This is a genomic window from Rubeoparvulum massiliense, assembly GCF_001049895.1.
Classification (GTDB): domain Bacteria; phylum Bacillota; class Bacilli; order Rubeoparvulales; family Rubeoparvulaceae; genus Rubeoparvulum; species Rubeoparvulum massiliense.
The window spans coordinates 985,480-1,003,743 of the sequence record NZ_CVPE01000006.1 but is presented as its reverse complement, the minus strand read 5'-3'; the positions used below and the strand labels follow the sequence as shown (position 1 = coordinate 1,003,743).

The 18,264-nt window shown below is 45.1% G+C and carries 18 protein-coding genes; 16 read left to right on the top strand and 2 right to left on the bottom strand.

Going from position 1 to position 18,264, the window contains the following annotated elements:
• The first annotated feature begins 72 nt into the window (after positions 1–72).
• Both rsmD and coaD read left to right on the top strand, forming a co-directional pair.
• A complete protein-coding gene (rsmD, locus tag BN1691_RS12660; RefSeq protein ID WP_048602540.1) occupies positions 73–639 on the top strand; it encodes a 16S rRNA (guanine(966)-N(2))-methyltransferase RsmD in 567 nt (188 codons plus the stop codon).
• Positions 636–1,127, top strand: coding sequence for a pantetheine-phosphate adenylyltransferase (coaD, locus tag BN1691_RS12655; RefSeq protein ID WP_048602539.1), 492 nt, complete (start codon positions 636–638; stop codon positions 1,125–1,127). Before rsmD ends, coaD begins: the two co-directional genes overlap by 4 nt.
• 7 nt (positions 1,128–1,134) lie before the next feature.
• Here the strand turns inward: coaD and ylbJ are convergent, their stop codons facing one another.
• Entirely contained in the window at positions 1,135–2,373 is a 1,239-nt protein-coding gene (ylbJ, locus tag BN1691_RS12650) for a sporulation integral membrane protein YlbJ (RefSeq protein ID WP_053083770.1), read from the bottom strand.
• Positions 2,374–2,532: 159 nt separating this feature from the next.
• Here ylbJ and BN1691_RS12645 point away from each other — a divergent pair, with 159 nt between their 5' ends.
• Positions 2,533–3,324, top strand: a complete 792-nt coding sequence (locus BN1691_RS12645) for a patatin-like phospholipase family protein (RefSeq protein ID WP_048602538.1) — start codon at positions 2,533–2,535, stop codon at positions 3,322–3,324.
• Positions 3,317–4,408, top strand: coding sequence for a SepM family pheromone-processing serine protease (locus tag BN1691_RS12640; protein WP_048602537.1), 1,092 nt, complete (start codon positions 3,317–3,319; stop codon positions 4,406–4,408). The genes BN1691_RS12645 and BN1691_RS12640 overlap by 8 nt, the downstream gene beginning before the upstream one ends.
• A 2-nt stretch (positions 4,409–4,410) precedes the next feature.
• Here the strand turns inward: BN1691_RS12640 and BN1691_RS12635 are convergent, their stop codons facing one another.
• Entirely contained in the window at positions 4,411–5,676 is a 1,266-nt protein-coding gene (locus tag BN1691_RS12635; RefSeq protein ID WP_048602536.1) for a nucleotidyltransferase, read from the bottom strand.
• A gap of 77 nt (positions 5,677–5,753) precedes the next feature.
• Between BN1691_RS12635 and BN1691_RS12630 the strand changes: the two genes are divergently transcribed.
• The 12 genes from BN1691_RS12630 to ftsY all read left to right on the top strand — a co-directional run bounded on the left by BN1691_RS12630 (position 5,754) and on the right by ftsY (position 18,140).
• Positions 5,754–6,284 (top strand): YceD family protein, encoded by a 531-nt coding sequence (locus BN1691_RS12630; RefSeq protein ID WP_048602535.1) that lies wholly within the window; start codon positions 5,754–5,756, stop codon positions 6,282–6,284.
• Positions 6,285–6,376: 92 nt separating this feature from the next.
• Positions 6,377–6,550, top strand: coding sequence for a 50S ribosomal protein L32 (gene rpmF, locus BN1691_RS12625; RefSeq protein ID WP_048602534.1), 174 nt, complete (start codon positions 6,377–6,379; stop codon positions 6,548–6,550).
• A 147-nt stretch (positions 6,551–6,697) separates the two neighbouring features.
• Positions 6,698–7,297 (top strand): transcription factor FapR, encoded by a 600-nt coding sequence (gene fapR / locus BN1691_RS12620; RefSeq protein ID WP_076850190.1) that lies wholly within the window; start codon positions 6,698–6,700, stop codon positions 7,295–7,297.
• Entirely contained in the window at positions 7,297–8,289 is a 993-nt protein-coding gene (gene plsX / locus BN1691_RS12615) for a phosphate acyltransferase PlsX (protein WP_048602532.1), read from the top strand. The genes fapR and plsX overlap by 1 nt, the downstream gene beginning before the upstream one ends.
• Positions 8,286–9,293, top strand: coding sequence for a beta-ketoacyl-ACP synthase III (locus tag BN1691_RS12610; protein ID WP_048602531.1), 1,008 nt, complete (start codon positions 8,286–8,288; stop codon positions 9,291–9,293). Before plsX ends, BN1691_RS12610 begins: the two co-directional genes overlap by 4 nt.
• Before the next feature lie 5 nt (positions 9,294–9,298).
• Positions 9,299–10,264: an ACP S-malonyltransferase gene (gene fabD, locus BN1691_RS12605; protein WP_048602530.1), complete on the top strand. Its 966-nt coding sequence runs from the start codon at positions 9,299–9,301 to the stop codon at positions 10,262–10,264.
• A gap of 25 nt (positions 10,265–10,289) precedes the next feature.
• Positions 10,290–11,030, top strand: a complete 741-nt coding sequence (gene fabG, locus BN1691_RS12600; protein ID WP_048602529.1) for a 3-oxoacyl-[acyl-carrier-protein] reductase — start codon at positions 10,290–10,292, stop codon at positions 11,028–11,030.
• 55 nt (positions 11,031–11,085) lie between these two features.
• Positions 11,086–11,319 carry an acyl carrier protein gene (gene acpP / locus BN1691_RS12595; RefSeq protein ID WP_048602528.1) on the top strand — a complete coding sequence of 78 codons (234 nt, stop codon included), beginning with the start codon at positions 11,086–11,088 and terminating at the stop codon, positions 11,317–11,319.
• 98 nt (positions 11,320–11,417) lie between these two features.
• Positions 11,418–12,662, top strand: coding sequence for a beta-ketoacyl-ACP synthase II (gene fabF / locus BN1691_RS12590; protein WP_048602527.1), 1,245 nt, complete (start codon positions 11,418–11,420; stop codon positions 12,660–12,662).
• Positions 12,663–12,708: 46 nt separating this feature from the next.
• A complete protein-coding gene (rnc, locus tag BN1691_RS12585) occupies positions 12,709–13,395 on the top strand; it encodes a ribonuclease III (RefSeq protein ID WP_048602848.1) in 687 nt (228 codons plus the stop codon).
• A gap of 113 nt (positions 13,396–13,508) precedes the next feature.
• Positions 13,509–17,075 (top strand): chromosome segregation protein SMC, encoded by a 3,567-nt coding sequence (gene smc / locus BN1691_RS12580; protein WP_048602526.1) that lies wholly within the window; start codon positions 13,509–13,511, stop codon positions 17,073–17,075.
• Positions 17,076–17,126: 51 nt separating this feature from the next.
• Positions 17,127–18,140 carry a signal recognition particle-docking protein FtsY gene (ftsY, locus tag BN1691_RS12575; RefSeq protein WP_048602525.1) on the top strand — a complete coding sequence of 338 codons (1,014 nt, stop codon included), beginning with the start codon at positions 17,127–17,129 and terminating at the stop codon, positions 18,138–18,140.
• The last annotated feature ends 124 nt before the right edge of the window (positions 18,141–18,264 follow it).

Sequence of the window (18,264 nt, the reverse complement as noted above, 5' to 3'; positions counted from 1 at the left end):
TAATAGAAGTTTCACATCAAGCGATCAGTATGTTACGATGAAACAAACTCCATTCATAAACTAGGTGAGTATATGCGAATTATTGCTGGAACTTATAAGGGACGACCATTGGAGAGTGTTTCAGGGCGCTCCACAAGACCTACTTCAGATAAGGTGAAGGGGGCTATTTTCAATATGCTTGGGCCTTATTTCTCTGCAGAAAAGGTCTTAGATCTCTATGCAGGGACAGGAGCTCTTGGTTTAGAAGCGCTCAGTCGTGGTGCGCTCCATATCACCTTCATTGACCAAGATGCCAAAGCGATTCAGACCATCAAAAAGAACATCCAAGCATTAGGTGTAGAGAAGTCATGCTCTGTATATCGGAATGATGCGCAGCGCGCTTTACTCTTTCTCGTTCAGCAGCAGGTTCAATTTGATCTGGTTTTTTTAGATCCTCCCTATCAAAAGCAGCGCATCGAAAGTGATATGGCCATTCTTTGGGATCACAAGCTGCTAAGTCCTTTTGCAGTCATCGTGGCTGAACATGATGTTGGAACAACACTTCAAACCAATGTGGCAGGCCTTGAGATTTGGAAGGAAAACACCTATGGTGATACGGTAGTCACAATTTATCGCGTAAAAAAGGAGGGAGAAGAATGAGCATTGCAGTGGTTCCTGGAAGCTTTGATCCAGTGACGTATGGTCATCTAGATATTATTGTAAGGGCTACGAAGGCCTTTGATTATGTTATTGTTGCAGTATTGAATAACCGTGCGAAGAATCCCATGTTTACAGTGGAAGAGCGGATGCACTTCCTTCAAGAGACTACCTCCTCCTATTCCAATGTCCAAGTGGATAGCTTTGATGGCTTATTAGTGGATTATATGAAGCAAAAAAATGCCAATGTGATTGTGAAGGGCTTGCGTGCTATCTCTGATTTTGAGTACGAGTTACAGATGGCGGCCATCAACCGAAAATTAGCACCCACTATCGAGACGTTTTTTATGATGACGAATCATCAGTTCTCCTTCTTAAGCTCCAGTATCGTGAAGGAGGTAGCTCGTTATAATCCAGATGAGGTGAGTGATCTGGTACCTCCCAATGTACTCAAGGAATTAAAGGAACGGTTTAACGTGAAAGAGCCCTGAAAGGGGCTTATTTACGTTGGGGATTGAGCAGAACTAATCTCTTGGCAACTCGCAAGATGAGGATGACAAATAGGGATAGAATGACGAATGCAAGGAAGAGGAACCCATGTAAAAGAGAATATTGAGCCATCATGAAGAATCCCCCTTTTGGAAGCTGAGTAAGGAAGGTGGGGATGCTTGCAGGTGCTAAGAGAGAATGATAGAGTGGATCCCAACTGAAATAGGTCAGGAAGCCAGCAAGGAAGGCATGAAGGATCCGTGAGTAGAGATAAGGTGTATATCGAATATCTGTTGTACTCAAAATGGACGCAACTTGGGCATGGATAGAGAAACCGCTCCAAGCAATAAGAAAGCTGACGAGAATCATCTTATCTAATAGGGGGATGCTTGACGGACTAAGACTGATCCCTTGGGTACCAAGAGTAATCTCAAAGAGTCCATAAATGGTAGGTGAAGATAATTCACTTGCGAAGCCGAGCGGTAGCAGTATTAGTGTTACGATCCATTGAATAAGCTGAACCAGATTGATCAACGTTAAGACCTGAATTAAGACGGAAAAGCAGATCATAAAGCCTCCAATTAAAAATGTTGTTTTAAAACCAGAGCTGATCGCTTCAGCCATCAAAGTACCAAAGGATCGCCCATCCTCCATACGAGCACGATGCATAGCACGCAATCCTTGGCGTAACAAGTTGCCTCTTTCCGATTGATAGAAGGTACGTGGTGCTTTTCTTTCATGAAAGGCCATAATGAACCCCACAAGCAGACTAGAGAGATAATGACTCAATGCAAGAATGACACCAAGACTTGGATCGTGAAAAATGCCTACCGCCACTGCTCCAAAAATAAAGATGGGATCAGAGGTGCTTGTAAAAGAGACGAGGCGTTCACCTTCAAATTGGTTGATCATATTGCGCTGCCGTAATTGGGTGGTTAGTTTGGCACCGACGGGATAGCCAGAAGCAAAGCCCATTGCAAGCACAAAGCCGCCAGGACCGGGAACACGAAAAAGTGGAAACATGATGGGGTGTAGAAGTACACCAAAAAAGTGGACCACGCCAATTCCCATCAGGAGTTCAGAGAGGATAATGAAGGGTAAAAGTGAAGGAAAGACAACATCCCACCAAATGCTCAAGCCACGGAGAGATGCTTGGAAAATCTCTTCTGGATACATGAGAATCGTGAATACAATAAATATCGAACTAAGCCCAATGATACCGGAGATCGCCATTTTTGCTCGATGCATTGTCAAGCCCCCTAATGCTTGTTCCATCAATTCATACATACGACTTGTACTGATTCTTTAGACCATTCGTAGAATAGAAAGGAAGGGGGAACCTTCTATCATCCTATCCAAGCAAACGAGGTTGGGTGGTATAATGTGGAGAGGAAATGAGGTGGGGAAATGAAAAGGCCAAAAATCGGAATTGCCTTAGGGGCTGGTGGTGCAAAAGGGCTTGCCCATATTGGCGTTCTTCGTGTTTTAGAAAAATATCATGTTCCCATTGACTTTATTGCAGGAAGTAGTATGGGAAGTCTCGTTGGAGCTACATATGCAAATGGAGTATCTCCTGACATGTTGGGGAAACTAGCTATTGAATTAAAAAGTAAGTATTGGATGGATGTGACCATTCCTAAAATGGGCTTTGTCCAAGGGGAACGAACTCGTGAATTAATCCAACTCCTTACCCATCGGAAGAAGATTGAAGAGTTACCAATACCATTACGGATTGTAGCAACGGACTTAACAACAGGCGAGGCAGTCATCTTTGCTGAAGGGCCTGTGGACGTAGCTGTACGTGCAAGCATTGCCATTCCTGGTGTCTTCGTTCCTGTAGAATTAGATGGCCGAATCTTAGTAGACGGTGGCGTGGTGGATCGTGTCCCCATCGGGGTGGTACGCCAGATGGGCGCAGATTTTGTCATCGCATCTGATGTAACCTACTTCCAACAGCGAGAAAGCATCGCCAGTATGGTGGATGTAGTGGTTCAAACCATGGATATTTTAGAGAAGCAGCTTTATGAAACCAATCCTCCAACACCAGACTTTTTGATCCGCCCTCAGGTAGGGCAATATAGCTCGCTAGGATTTACAGAAGTGGAATCGATTATTTCAGCAGGCGAGCGTGCTGCAGAGGAATCCATTGAAGCATTATTAAAAGCGATTGAACAATGGCAGGTGACTGAGTGTGAGTAAAAATGAAGATCAGAATCGTTTAATGAACCATCCCGTTGAAAAGAGTCGCCGAAAAAGAAAATGGCAGGGACCATTTCTTTTAATTTTGATGATTGCTCTTCTGATGATACCCACGCCATATTTCATCTATGAGCCAGGATCAGCCATGGACGTAGCTCCCATGATCACTGTGGCAGGTGGCTTTCATGATGAAAAGGGTACATTCAAGCTGACGACGGTTCGTGTGGGTCAAGCCAATATTGCTCGTTATCTTTGGGCACAGGTGAATCCTAATCAGGAGTTGCGAAAAAAAGAGAGTGTGATGCTACCTGATGAAAGTGAAGAAGAATATCAATTCCGCCAGCGTTATTATATGAATAATTCACAGCAAACATCAGCGATTGCTGCTTTTCGTGCCGCTAGTATGGAGGTATCGTTTCAAAATGAAGGGGCATTGGTGGCTTCCATCATTAAAGGTATGCCAGCAGAAGGTAAGCTACAAGTAGGAGACCTGATTGTTGGACTCAATGGCACGCCTATAGAAACTAGCGAATCGCTGGTCCAATTGATGCAGCAAAAGGCTGTTGGAGAAACGCTTCGGCTTCAATTGCTCCGCGAGGATAAACCGATTGATGTTCAATTAACCGTTGGGAAGATTGAAAACGAAGGAGAGAAACGACCGGGTATCGGTGTGAGCCTGCTGACGAAGCGAAATGTTAAGTTACCAAAAGAGGTACAATTTGAAACAGGAAATATTGGTGGACCATCAGCTGGCCTCATGTTCTCATTAGAAATTCTGAATCAATTGACTGAGGAGGATTTAACCAAGGGCTATGTGATTGCCGGTACAGGAATGATTGATGAGAATGGTAATGTAGGGCGGATTGGGGGAATCGAGCATAAGGTTGTAGCTGCTGATGAAGCGGGAGCTGAATTCTTCTTTGCTCCCCGTGATGCTTACTCCTCAGATCCTAATGCAACAGTGGCGAAGCAAAGAGCAGAAGAGATTGGTAGCTCGATGCAGGTGATACCGGTGGATACACTGCAGGAAGCATTACAATATCTTCGCACCTTGCCCCGCAAGAATACGACAACGACACCTTAACCTTATTTTGTCTCCCTTTCCCATGATGGTCGCAGTGGTGGCTGTTGATATTCACGCAAGAGTGCATGCTTGCGTAGGTGACTGGGTAAAGCGGTCGCGTAGATCAAGGAGGCCTGTAGATCTAATTCCAGCATGGGATGGCGTTCACGGCTTACATTGGTAATGATGGGAGTTGCACAAATCTTTTTTGCGCGTTGCAATAACTGTTGCCCCCTTTCACTCATCCCAAGAACTCGAAGATAGGGAACCTGAGCAAGTGAATTAAACTGACTAGCCATCTCTTTGGTATAGCCTAGAAGAACATGGGTAAGGGCACGTTGAATTCTCGTCCAGGTATAGCGTTTACTCTTGGTCCCTTCAATTAGAGAATAGAGTGAATCTGCAACAACCAAGCTTTTCTTGAGGCGATGCTCTAATCCCTCTGATACGTCAAGGTAAGTTGCTAGCTCATGGGATGGAGTGGCAATGAGTCGGCTGATCATTTGAGGATAGAAGCTTTCCCCAGTGATCATGGGGTAGCCTTGTAGCCAGCGTTCATGTAATAATTGATAGGTAGAGTTCGGTATATAGGGCTGGAGAGATGTCAGGGCTTCACTAGGATTTCTTGCTTCATTGGCTAATTGTCGAAGCGCAGTAGCACTAGCAATCCTTCCATCCTCTACGTCCTGCTGATGATAACCTGCCTTCCATCTTTTTATGGTGCAAGGTGTAATGGACGATTGCAGGCGCGCTAAGGCAACGCAATAATATAAGCCCAGTCTATTATTGGGCTGACTCCAATCGTGTTCGTCGAAGGAGACTCTGTGCTCCTTTGCCCATTGATTTAGGGCAGCAGAAAATGCTGTTGGATAATTGCCTCCTTGCTTCAGTTCAGCTTGTAAGCGGAGTTGAAAGGAATCAGGCTCGTTCAGCAGAATTTCTGCTAATTGGATCATCCAAGCGATCTCGCCACTTTCACTGCCGAAGCAGACCGTATCTACTACGCCAAGGGCATGCAAGGTGGAGATAGCACCGAAGGCGAATCTCTCTGCATTTTGAGTGGCATAAGCGGTGGGGAGTTCAAGGAGGAGATCAACCCCCATATCAAGAGCCATCTGTACTCTAGTCCATTTATCGATGAGGGCTGGCTCACCACGCTGTAGGAAGTGACCGCTCATTACAGCAACGGTGCTGGTAGCACCAGTCAGCTCCTTCCCTTCATGATAGTGATAATGATGACCATTATGTAGCGGATTGTACTCCACAATCATTCCGAGAACATGCTCCATAGGAATTCTCCTTCCGAAGATTGACAAAGTTTTTCCATGGACATATAATATCATTTGTTGCCAATGAGGTGTAGGATATGAAGATTGATTTAACACAATTACGTAGGTTACCTGAGAAAAAGATTGAGTTGAATGAAACCTTCGATTTTACTCATATCATCGAAGGCTATGTTCAATTGGAACGTTTATCCCCTGTACAGTTTATAGGGAAGGTTGAGCTCTTAGCTGGCCTCTTTCTTCTAGAAGGTAAGCTAAAAGGGACCATGACGCTCCTCTGTTCCCGCTGTCTAACAGAGATTGAACATCCATTCTCCATTCCAGTGCGTATTCTCTTTGCTTCGCGAAACAATGCACCAGATGCTGAGTTACCTGAGGATGAAATTGAATGGCTCGATGTAGATACTCTCGAACCTCGCCCCTTTCTTGAGGAAGAGATCAAGTTAGCCATTCCCTATACTCCTTTGTGTAAAGAGGCATGTGAGGGAATATGTCCAGAGTGTGGAAAGAATCGGAATGAGGGTGCTTGTGGCTGTAACACTGAAAAAATCGACCCTCGTTGGGAAAAATTAACAACACTATTTGCTCAAAAACAGGATAAGAATGAGTGATTGTCACATTCATATTTATTTGATACAATGTAGAAGTTATCATCCTGACAATGTATAGGGTAACCTTTGATTCTGATGAAGGAGGTGGCATCATGGCAGTACCACAACGGAGAACATCTAAGACAAGAAAACGTATGCGTCGTACACACTTTAAGTTGAGCGTGCCAGGTATGGTTAAATGCCCACAATGCGGTGAATACAAACTAGCTCACCGTGTGTGCAAAGCTTGCGGATACTATAAAGGTGAAGTAGTTGTTGAGAAATAAGGCTGTTTAAATTCATGATAAAAAAGCAAGAACTTTGAATGGGTTCTTGTTTTTTTATCCTTTTTTTTATATACTGTTATTAGTACCAGGTATCAAAGCTTGCTACTAACCATCGTATATTTGAAGTATAGATTGAGAAAGAAGAGGATGATCTTGGCACGAATCAAGAAAGAAAAAAGGCAGGAACAATTGCGTCGAGAGCTCGAGGAGAATCCATTTCTGACAGATGAAGAATTGGCGCATATTTTTACTGTTAGTATTCAGACGATTCGCCTTGACCGTTTAGAACTTGGTATTCCTGAATATCGTGAGAGAATCAAGACCGTTGCTCAGAAGCATTTCGATACGGTTCGTTCTCTACCCATTGAAGAGGTTTTTGGAGAGGTTATCGATCTTGAACTGGATAAGTCAGCGATCTCCCTATTAGAGATTGGCGCTGACCATGTCTTCTCACGGAATCACATTGCTAGAGGGCATGTGATCTTTGCCCAAGCCAATTCCCTCGCCGTTGCAGTCCTCAATGAGGAAGTGGTATTGACTGCAACAGCCAATGTGAAGTACATAAGACCAGTTTATCTAGGAGAACGTAGTATTGCCAAAGCGCGGGTCCTTAACTCTACTAGCAAGTATAGCGAAGTAGAAGTCGTTACTTATGTAGAAGGTGAAGCCGTGTTCGAAGGAAGATTCACGATGTATCGTAGCCAGCATTGGAACAAGAGTCATAACAGCGATGGGGGGAGAAGTTAATGAGAATCGTGGTCGATGCAATGGGAGGAGATCATGCTCCACACGAGATCGTGAAAGGTGTACTAGCCGCACAAGAGAAGTGGCCTAATGTTCACTATATATTAGTTGGTCGCAAGGAAGAAGTGCGGCCCTTGATTGAGGGCGCCAATCACTTGGAATTAATCGATGCCCCTGAAGTGATTGCTACCGATGATGAACCGACAAGGGCGATACGACGTAAGAAGGACAGCTCTTTAGTAGTAGCTACACAGCTTCTCCAGGAGCAAAAAGCTGATGCGATGATCTCTGCAGGAAATACAGGCGCTTTAATGGCAGCTGGTCTCTTCATCGTCGGTAGAATGCAGGGAGTGGAACGACCTGGATTAGGGACTGTCTTTCCAACCATGGATGGCAAAGGATGTTTCGTCATTGACTTAGGCGCCAATGTGGATGCAAAGCCTCAACATCTCTACCATTATGCCATTTTAGGTCATGCTTACATGGAAGAGGTAATGGGATGTGAGCATCCACGAATTGGACTGCTCAATGTGGGGACAGAGGATAAAAAAGGCAATATGCTGACAAAAGAAGTTTTTCAACTTTTAAAAGAAAGCGAGCTTAATTTTGTTGGCAATGTGGAAGCGCGCGATGTGTTGAACGGTGTCTGTGATGTTTTAGTCTGCGATGGCTTCTCAGGCAATGTCATGTTGAAATCCATCGAGGGTGTTGCTGCTACACTCTTTTCCATCCTCAAGGAGGAGCTAACTAAGACTACGATGCGGAAGCTAGCAGCAGCCACCTTAAAACCAGGCTTACGAAATATCAAGAATAAATTGGATTACAAGGAGCATGGTGGTGCACCGCTGCTAGGGTTACAGGCTCCTTTGATCAAAGCTCATGGTTCATCAGATGCAAGAGCCATCGAGAATGCCATTGGGCAAGCGATCAAGATGATCGAGAGTCAGTATGTTCAAAGAGTGATGAAACATATGGAAGGAATGAATGAGGAATGAGTCATTTTGCTGCAGGGATTTTGGGTACCGGCTCCTATGTGCCAGATAAAGTCTTAACCAATTTTGATCTAGAAAAAATGGTGGAGACTTCTGATGAATGGATCCGTACTCGTACCGGCATTGAAGAACGGCGGATTGCAAGTGAAGATCAAGCTGCATCTGATTTAGCCTATGAGGCTGCCAAACGAGCGTTGGAAGCAGCAAAAATTACAGCTGAAGATTTGGATCTGATTATTGTGGCCACGGTTACACCAGATATGGCCTTCCCCTCCACAGCTTGTATTATTCAAGATCGTCTTGGCGCAAAGAAAGCCGCCGCTTATGATACCTCTGCAGCATGTGCAGGCTTTTTATATGGAATCGTCCAAGCATCACAATTTATTCAGACGGGTGTCTATCGTCATGTTTTAATCATTGGTGTAGAGGTCTTATCGAAAATTGTAAATTGGAAAGATCGAAATACCTGTGTACTTTTTGGTGATGGGGCAGGCGCTGTTGTCATGGGACGTGTGGCTCCAGGAAGTGGTGTTCGTTCCTTCACCTTGGGAGCTGATGGAAGTGGTGGTTCGCTTCTCTGTCTACCTGGTGGGGGTTCACGTAAGCCTTTAACTGAAGAAGGGATTCATCAAGGATTACATTATCTTTCCATGGCAGGCAATGAAGTATTTAAGTTTGCTGTTCGTGTTATGAATACCTCTGCTGATGAGGTATTACGGAAGATCGGCTGGGAGAAGGAAGATGTGGATTTTCTAGTCCCTCATCAAGCGAATATCCGTATTATCGAAGCAGCGCGGGAACGCCTAAATCTTCCTTTGGAAAAAGTAGTAGTTAATCTGAATCGTTACGGAAATATGTCTAGCGCCTCCATCCCTGTAGCACTGGATGAGGCTGTACGAAGTGGTCGTATTTATGAAGGGGCACGTGTCATCTTAGTAGGCTTTGGTGGTGGATTAACCTGGGGTGCTACCTCCATGATCTGGGATACGAAGGAACAGGAGGAGTAGCGAGGATGGGAAAACTGGCATACTTATTTCCTGGCCAAGGCTCGCAAAAGGTAGGAATGGCTCAGGAATTACTGGATACATGGAAGAGTGCGAAACAGCGATATGCCGAGGCTGATCATCTATTGGGTCATTCCTTAACGAAGTTATGTTTAGAAGGACCTGCAGAAGAATTAACCACAACGTATAATGCGCAGCCTGCGATTTTAACAACGAGTATCGCTTGGTGGCAGGCGCTCCAAGCAGAAGTAGATCTACAGCCTGATTATGTGGCTGGTCACAGTCTTGGTGAGTATTCCGCATTGGTGGCCGCTGGTGTACTCTCCTTCAGTGATGCAGTCCAGCTCGTTTATCAAAGAGGGAGGCTCATGGAAGAGGCGGTACCAGCAGGAGAAGGAAGTATGACCGCTGTTTTGTGGAAGGATCAAGATGCCTTAGCAGCGATCTGTACTCAGGTTAGTGAACAGTTGGGCTCTGTTCAGATTGCCAATATCAACTGTCCGGGCCAATTGATCATCTCTGGTAAACGAGAAGCAGTTCAGCATGCAGCACAGCTTGCCAAGGAGGCAGGCGCAATGCGGGTGATTCCCCTTCAGGTTAGCGGTCCCTTCCATTCTCGCTTGATGCAGCCTGCACAAGCAGGACTGAAGAAAAGCTTACAGCAAGCACAATTTCATTATTCGCTGATTCCTATTATCTCCAATGTAACAGCGAAGCCCATGGAAGAAGCAACTGAGATTCAACAACGCCTAGAAGAACAACTAGTTTCTCCTGTACGTTGGCAAGAATCCATTGAATGGATGATCGAGGAAGGTGTCGATCTTTTTATCGAATTGGGTCCAGGTTCTGTTTTAGGCGGGCTTGTACGGAAGATCAACCGTCATGTCCAGGTATTCTCCATTCAAGATCTGGAGAGCTATAGACAGGTGGTCTCTTTATTGCGAAATGAAGTAAGCTGTGAAGTACATGATTAAGGCTAGACATGGAGGAGGTGATAGTATGGAAGGAAGAGTTGCGTTAGTTACAGGTGCTTCAAGGGGGATTGGACGTGCCATTGCCTTAGAATTAGCCAAGTCTGGTTGTCATGTTGCTGTCAACTATGCACGGCAGCTGGATGCTGCTAATGAAGTGGTAGAGCAGATTCAGGCAATGGGGCAGCAAGCCATTGCCATTCAAGGAGACGTTTCCAAGGTAGACGACGTGAATGCCATGGTTGAAGAGGTTGTAAAAGAGTTTGGACGAGTGGATATACTTGTTAATAACGCAGGAATTACGAAGGATAACCTCCTTATCCGAATGAAGGAAGAAGAATGGGATAGCGTTATGGCCATCAATTTAAAGGGTGTATTTTTGCTCAGCAAGGCGGTGGCTCGTATCATGATGAAGCAACGGTATGGCCGTATTATTAATATTTCATCAGTTGTGGGTACCTTGGGGAATGGTGGTCAAGCTAATTATGCAGCAGCGAAAGCAGGCGTGATCGGACTGTCAAAATCCCTTGCACGTGAGTTAGCATCGCGGGGCATAACAGTCAATGTGGTGGCACCTGGTTTTATAGAAACAGATATGACAGCGGTCTTATCCGAAGAGATGAGAGCAAGTCTATATCAACAGATACCTTTAGCACGCCTCGGACAGCCTGAGGATGTTGCTCATGTGGTCCGCTTCTTAACCAGTGATGATGCTAGTTACATGACTGGTCAGACACTGCATGTTGATGGGGGAATGGTGATGCAGTAAGATCTTTCATTCCTATCTCCTAATCATTTATAATACCTTGAGAGGAGGTGACAGGATGTCAGCGAACTTTGAGAAAGTAAAAAAAATCATTGTAGAACGTCTTGGTGTTAACGAGGCTGATGTAACAATGGAAGCTATGTTCAAAGAGGACTTAGGCGCAGACTCTCTGGACATTGTTGAATTAGTCATGGATTTAGAAGATGAGTTTGACATGGAAATTTCTGATGAGGATGCAGAGAAGATTTCTACAGTAGGGGATGCGGTTCATTATATTGAAGCCCACTCATAAGAGAATGCTGTATCCTGTTGGTGAAAGGGTCCCCATCGGGACTCTTCACCTTTTGAATTCAACGTCTTGAAGTGGATGTGGAGATAAGAGGTGATTCCATGTTTGGTAAACGTGTTGTGGTGACTGGCTATGGTGCCATAACCCCAGTAGGTAATAATATTCTAGAATTTTGGTCATCATTAATAGAAGGTAAATCAGGTGTTGATACGATCACCGCATTTGATGTATCTGATTATCCTGTGCAAATCGCAGCAGAGGTGAAAGAATTCGACCCTTCACAATATATGGATCGTACAGAGGCCCGCAAGATGGACCGTTTTGTTCAATTCGCAGTGGCAGCAGCAACCGAAGCGATCCAGCACGCAAACTTGCAGATTACGGATCAAAATCGTCAGCGGATTGGTGTCTTGATCGGTTCGGGGATCGGTGGACTTGCCACCCTTGAGGAGAATCATACGAAGCTCATGGAAAAAGGTCCACGTCGTGTCAGCCCGTTTTTTATCCCGATGATGATCGCCAATATGGCATCTGGTCAAGTCTCCATTCACTTTGGCGCACAAGGTCCTAATACTACAGTAGTAACAGCATGTGCCACAGGAACTCATTCTATCGGTGATGCAGCTGCAATTATCGCAAGAGGACAAGCTGATGTGATGATCGCTGGTGGTACAGAGGCTACGATCACACCACTGGCAGTGGCTGGATTCGCATCGATGCGAGCTTTATCTACGCGAAATGATGAGCCCAAGCGGGCATCTCGTCCTTTTGATGGAGAGCGGGATGGATTTGTGATGGGAGAAGGCGCAGGTGTTCTTGTGTTGGAATCATTAGAGCATGCCCTAGAACGCGGTGCGACCATTTATGCAGAAATTGCTGGCTATGGTATGAGTGCAGATGCCTTCCATATCACGCAACCAGCACCTGAAGGTGATGGTGCCTATCGTGCCATGCGAGAAGCCTTAGCTGAAGCTAAACTTTCGCCACAGGATGTAGGATATATTAATGCCCATGGAACCTCTACTGATTTTAATGACCGCTTGGAATCATTAGCCATTAAACGACTTTTTGGCGAGTATGCGATGGATGTAGCTGTCTCTTCAACAAAATCCATGACTGGTCACCTCCTCGGTGCTGCTGGCGCAGTGGAAGCCATTGTTGGTGTAAAGGTGCTTGAAACTGGCATTATTCCTCCTACGATCAACTATGAAGTGCCAGATCCTGAATGTGATCTAGACTATGTTCCCAATGAAGCACGAAAACAAGAGGTGCAGGTAGTCCTTTCCAATTCCTTAGGATTTGGTGGACACAACGCCTCCATCGTTCTAAAAAAATACCAACCATAGAACATGGCTGGAGGAAGAGGCGTTTCAATTGCAGTGGAGTGATGAAATGATGGTAACAGATCTAGTCAAACAATTGGAGATACCTTTTCATGATGTTCGCCTTCTTCGCCAAGCTTTTACCCACTCTTCCTATGTGAATGAACATCGAAAACGGTATCATGAGGATAATGAAAGGTTGGAATACTTGGGGGATGCTGTGCTTGAGTTGACCGTCTCCCATTTCCTCTATCAACAGTATCCCAATAAACGGGAAGGCGAGATGACCAAGCTGCGCGCAGCCATTGTTTGTGAGGCCTCCTTGGTAAAGTTTGCTGATGCTTTGCAATTTGGTCAGTTCTTACTTCTCGGTAAAGGGGAAGAGTTAACGGGAGGTCGAAAAAGACCAGCCATCCTCGCTGATGCATTTGAGGCCTTTATTGGTGCACTTTATCTCGACCAGGGTTTGGATGCAGTATATCGCTTCTTAGAAGCTCATGTATTTCCAGCTGTAAAGCAAGGGGTATTTGACCAAGTAGAAGATTATAAGAGTCTGCTACAAGAATGGGTACAGCAGGATATTCACCAAGAGATCGAATATCGCTTAGTGGAAGAAAAGGGACCTGCCCATGCTCGACAGTTTGTTATTCAAGCCATCTTGAATGGTAAACCATATGGCTTGGGTGTTGGCAAATCTAAAAAAGATGCGGAACAGCATGCCGCAAAAACTACGTTAGAGCAACTGGGAGCGTTGTAATGCAGCCAAACTAGGGAACCACAAAGTGGTTCCCTTTTCTCTTCACCGTGGATATGGTAAAGTGAAAAAATAGATACCTTTGACTTGAAAAGTTCGGAGGAAGGGGGAGGGGAATGTACCTCAAATCATTGGAGCTGAAGGGCTTCAAATCATTTGCTCAACGCACCGAATTACAATTTGTAACTGGGATAACCGCGGTGGTTGGACCAAATGGCAGTGGGAAGAGTAATATTTCTGATGCCATTCGTTGGGTCCTTGGGGAGCAAAGTGCTCGCTCCTTACGGGGGGCAAAAATGGAGGATATCATTTTTGCTGGGAGCGATCATTTAAAACCACTAAACTTTGGGGAGGTTTCTCTTACTTTAGATAATAGTGACAGAGCCTTACCCCTTGATTTTCAAGAAGTGATGGTAACACGTCGACTGTATCGTTCTGGAGAAAGTGAATATTTTATCAATAAGCAAGCATGCCGTTTAAAGGATATCACAGAGCTTTTCATGGATACAGGATTAGGTAAGGAAGCCTATTCTGTAATTGGACAAGGTCGTGTTGAAGAGATTCTTAGCAGTAAATCGGAGGATCGTCGGATTATCTTCGAGGAGGCTGCAGGTATCGTTAAATATAAGACACGTAAGAAGGAAGCAGAGAAAAAGTTAGAGCAGACTGAGCAAAATCTGCTTCGTCTCAATGACATCCAAACAGAATTGGAAGAGCGTCTTGGCCCCTTAACGGAACAAGCTGAGAAAGCGAGGCAATATAAAGAGTTCAAAACGGAGTTGGAACAGACTGAGGTTGGACTCTATGTTTTTCAAATTGAGGATGTGCATGTGAAGTGGGAGGAGGTTCGTAACCGCTCATCTCAACTTCAGCGTGAAGTGAACGAGGAGACGACCAAGCTTCGTAGCATCGAAGCAAAATATGAAGAACTCCGACTGCTCTATCATCAGCTAGAAACAGCTCAAGATGAGCATCAACAGCAATTGCTAGAATTAAGCGAAACAATCGAGAAGCTGGAGGGGCAACGGGAGGTATTACGGGAACGTCTCCGCAATCAAGAAAATGTTCGTGACGATAAAAGCCAGCAGCTCGAAGAGATGATTACAAAGCTAAAGCTATACCAGGAAGAACTAGTGAAGCGAAGTAAATATCTACAGGAATGTGAGGAAGGCTTTGCAAAGAAGGAAGCTGAGTTAGCAGCAGAAGAGGAACGATATCAACAATTTCTCAAGCATAATCCTGAGGAACTGGAACAGTTAAAAGGGGATTATATCGATCTGCTCAATAAGATGGCAGCCCATCGTAATGAACAACGGAATAAGGAAGAGAACCTTCAGCAGCTAAAGCGCCGTACTCTTCGGATGGAAGAGGAACATCAGCATGTACTGGAACAAGAAGGTGTAATCGCTGAAGCACTTCAGGCTGTTGAAGAAGAGTTGAAGCAATTAACCGCAGAGATGGCCCATTATCAGCATCAGCAAAAAGCTCTCCTGACAAAGAAGGAAGAGCTAGAAGAGGTTAAACGAGGTACCACCGTCAATATGCAAGAAGTGAGCAGCCACCTCGAGCATATTCGTTCCAAATATGAAGTGCTAAAGGAATGGCAGGATTCTTTCAATGGCTTCATGCAAGGCGTAAAAGAAGTGCTGAAGGAACGGGGGCATCATCTCCAAGGCATCCATGGAGCTGTAGCTGAATTGATTCAGGTTGAACCTAAGGTGGAATTAGCCATTGAGACGGCCTTAGGTAGTGCTCTCCAACATGTTGTGGTAGATGATGAGAAAGTAGGTCGCGAAGCCATTCAGCTCTTGAAAGCACGCCGTGCAGGCCGTGCCACCTTCCTTCCTTTAAATGTTATCAAGTCACGGCGGATCTCTAGCAATGAAGAGAGCCTCATTCGTCATGAACAAGGAGTCTTAGGAATTGCCAGTGATCTTGTACAGGTGACTGAAACATATCGCTCAGTCATCGAACATCTATTAGGAAATGTGATTATTGTGGACCAGATGGAAACAGCCAATCACATTGCCAGCTTACTTCGCTATCGTTTTCGTTTGGTTACGCTGGAGGGAGACGTAGTTAGTCCAGGTGGAGCCATGACAGGAGGAAGTGTGAAGCAGAATAATTCCCATCTCCTTGGACGCCAACGGCAGATTGATGAGCTTCAGGATTTATTAGAACGTGCAAGAAAGAAGCAGGAAGAATTACAGGCTACGATGCGGCAACAAGCTCAAGAGCTTAACAGCATGCAGCATCAGGAGACTGAGCTCCGTCATCTCATTGATGAAAAACGAGAAACACTCCTACAGGTGGAAACAAAACGGAATCAATTACTGATGGAAGAACGAAGCCTGAAGGAGAAATCCACCCTTCACCAGAGTGAGATGAATCAGTTCCAACAGGAAATTACAGCCTATCAAGAGGTATTAAGTCGCTTAGGCACAGAGCTGCAGGAATTAGAGTTGGCTAGTGCTGAGATGAAGGAGAAGATTAACAGCATAGAAGACCAGTTAAAGCAGCAGGAGCATTTTAAGGAAGAGCATAATCAAACCATTACACAGCTTAAAATTGCTGTGGCAGAACAGGCGGAGCATGTTCGTAGCGTTCGTGATCAAGTGAAGCAATTACAGGATACAGAAGATGGGCTAATTGCTGAGAAGGATCAACTGCAAGAGCAATTGGCACAAGGTGGTGAAAATGCTCAGCAATGGGGAGAACAATTAGACTCACTAGGGTTGACCATGGAAGCGTATCGTCACCAGCGTATCCAGTTGGAGGTAACCATCGGTGAAGGGAAGACGAGCAGAATCACTGTGAAAGAGGAGATGGACCAGCGTGATGCTGAGATCCGTCAGTGCAATCAACGCGTGAAGATCTTAGATGGCCAACTTCATCAAGCAGAGGTTCAGGTGAACCGCTATGATGTGGAATTGGATAATCACTTATCCCATTTACGGGAGGAATACCATATCAGTTACGAGCTAGCGAAGGAGCGGTATGCTGTTCCTGAAAATGTGGAAGAAGCAAAACGCAAGGTGAGCCAGTTAAAGCGCTCCATTACTCAACTAGGTAATGTGAATCTCGGCGCCATCGAAGAGTTGGCTGAGGTGAAGGAACGTTATCAATTTTTGACCACACAACGGGCAGATCTGGTCTCAGCCAAGGAATCACTCTATCAGGTGATCAAAGAGATGAATGAGGAGATGACTCGACGTTTTAGTGAGACATTCGTCCAAATTCGCCAGCAGTTTCAGCAGGTATTCACGCAGCTCTTTGGTGGTGGACGGGCAGATCTGATGCTAACCGATGAAGAGGATATGTTGAATACAGGGGTGGATATTATTGCCCAACCGCCCGGTAAAAAGCTACAACATCTTTCCCTTCTTTCAGGTGGTGAAAAAGCGTTGACGGCCATTGCATTACTATTTGCCATCCTTCAGATCAAACCGGTTCCCTTCTGTGTGCTGGATGAAGTTGAGGCAGCCTTAGATGAGGCCAATGTCATTCGATTTGCCCAGTTTCTTCGTCGTTTCTCTGAAGAAACACAGTTCATTGTAGTTACCCATCGGAAGGGTACAATGGAGGGAGCTGATGTCCTCTATGGGGTTACGATGGAGGAATCAGGCGTATCGAAGCTAGTCTCTGTTCGTTTGGATGAAGGATGGGAAATCAGTGCCTCCTAATTTTGGATAACCATATAAGCGAACGAAAAAAATAATGAAGGAGGATATTTCATGGGTTTCTTCTCGAAGATTAAGGAATCGATTGCTAAAAGTACAGAAAGTGTGACAAATAAGTTTAAAGATGGCTTAAGTAAGACGAGGGAGTCATTCGTCGGCAAAGTGGAGGAATTGATCAGCCGAACGAAAAAGATTGACGAGGAATTTTTTGACGAATTAGAAGAGGTGTTGATCACCGCAGATATGGGTGTAACTACCGTCATGGAATTAGTGGATGACCTGCGAGCAGAAGTGAAAGCAAAAAAAATTGAAGATGCAGCTCAATTACGTCCTCTCCTGTCAGAGAAGATTATTCAACTTCTCAAGGTGGAGGAAGAGAATGAGGGGCTTCACTTCAATCCCGATGGATTGACAGTGATCATGTTCGTTGGGGTGAATGGAGTAGGTAAGACAACCACCATAGGGAAAGTCGCTCACATGCTGAAGCAGGATGGCAAGAAGGTACTACTGGCTGCTGGCGATACCTTCCGTGCAGCAGCCATTGAGCAGCTGGAGGTTTGGGGTGAGCGAGCTGGTGTCGAAGTGATTAAGCATCAGTCAGGCTCTGATCCTGCTGCCGTTGTCTATGATGCGATCCAGGCTGCTCAAGCACGGGGTGTGGATGTTCTACTCTGTGATACAGCTGGCCGCTTACAAAATAAGGTCAATCTGATGAATGAATTGAACAAAGTGTATCGCGTCATCGATCGGGAGATCCCCGGAGCCCCTCACGAGGTATTGCTCGTACTGGATGCTACTACTGGCCAGAATGCTCTGCAACAAGCGAAGGCGTTCCAGGAGGTTGCCCATATTTCTGGTATTGTCTTGACTAAGCTAGATGGAACAGCCAAGGGTGGGATCGTTGTGGCCATTCGTAATGAGATGCATGTGCCTGTAAAGTATGTCGGGCTTGGCGAGAAGATGGACGACTTACAGCCCTTTGATTCAGCCCAATTCGTCAACGCTCTCTTTAGCGATTTGATCAATAAAGAAGCACATGAAGAAAAAGAAAATACTGAGCTTGTTTGAGTGACAATAAAAAATACTTGACAGAGCTTCGTAGCTCCAGTAATATAGGTTTTAGATATTTTACTGACAAGGTATTTTACTTGACAGCACTCGATGTTCAAGGCAGCATGGTATGAAACATGAT

What these genes read in the sequence shown, in the direction of transcription:
- rsmD (WP_048602540.1), top strand. Translation starts at nt 73, where the DNA reads ATGCGAATTATTGCTGGAACTTATAAGGGACGACCATTGGAGAGTGTT.
- coaD (WP_048602539.1), top strand. Translation starts at nt 636, where the DNA reads ATGAGCATTGCAGTGGTTCCTGGAAGCTTTGATCCAGTGACGTATGGT.
- ylbJ (WP_053083770.1), bottom strand. Translation starts at nt 2,373, where the DNA reads ATGCATCGAGCAAAAATGGCGATCTCCGGTATCATTGGGCTTAGTTCG.
- BN1691_RS12645 (WP_048602538.1), top strand. Translation starts at nt 2,533, where the DNA reads ATGAAAAGGCCAAAAATCGGAATTGCCTTAGGGGCTGGTGGTGCAAAA.
- BN1691_RS12635 (WP_048602536.1), bottom strand. Translation starts at nt 5,676, where the DNA reads ATGGAGCATGTTCTCGGAATGATTGTGGAGTACAATCCGCTACATAAT.
- BN1691_RS12630 (WP_048602535.1), top strand. Translation starts at nt 5,754, where the DNA reads ATGAAGATTGATTTAACACAATTACGTAGGTTACCTGAGAAAAAGATT.
- rpmF (WP_048602534.1), top strand. Translation starts at nt 6,377, where the DNA reads ATGGCAGTACCACAACGGAGAACATCTAAGACAAGAAAACGTATGCGT.
- fapR (WP_076850190.1), top strand. Translation starts at nt 6,698, where the DNA reads ATGATCTTGGCACGAATCAAGAAAGAAAAAAGGCAGGAACAATTGCGT.
- plsX (WP_048602532.1), top strand. Translation starts at nt 7,297, where the DNA reads ATGAGAATCGTGGTCGATGCAATGGGAGGAGATCATGCTCCACACGAG.
- BN1691_RS12610 (WP_048602531.1), top strand. Translation starts at nt 8,286, where the DNA reads ATGAGTCATTTTGCTGCAGGGATTTTGGGTACCGGCTCCTATGTGCCA.
- fabD (WP_048602530.1), top strand. Translation starts at nt 9,299, where the DNA reads ATGGGAAAACTGGCATACTTATTTCCTGGCCAAGGCTCGCAAAAGGTA.
- fabG (WP_048602529.1), top strand. Translation starts at nt 10,290, where the DNA reads ATGGAAGGAAGAGTTGCGTTAGTTACAGGTGCTTCAAGGGGGATTGGA.
- acpP (WP_048602528.1), top strand. Translation starts at nt 11,086, where the DNA reads ATGTCAGCGAACTTTGAGAAAGTAAAAAAAATCATTGTAGAACGTCTT.
- fabF (WP_048602527.1), top strand. Translation starts at nt 11,418, where the DNA reads ATGTTTGGTAAACGTGTTGTGGTGACTGGCTATGGTGCCATAACCCCA.
- rnc (WP_048602848.1), top strand. Translation starts at nt 12,709, where the DNA reads ATGATGGTAACAGATCTAGTCAAACAATTGGAGATACCTTTTCATGAT.
- smc (WP_048602526.1), top strand. Translation starts at nt 13,509, where the DNA reads ATGTACCTCAAATCATTGGAGCTGAAGGGCTTCAAATCATTTGCTCAA.
- ftsY (WP_048602525.1), top strand. Translation starts at nt 17,127, where the DNA reads ATGGGTTTCTTCTCGAAGATTAAGGAATCGATTGCTAAAAGTACAGAA.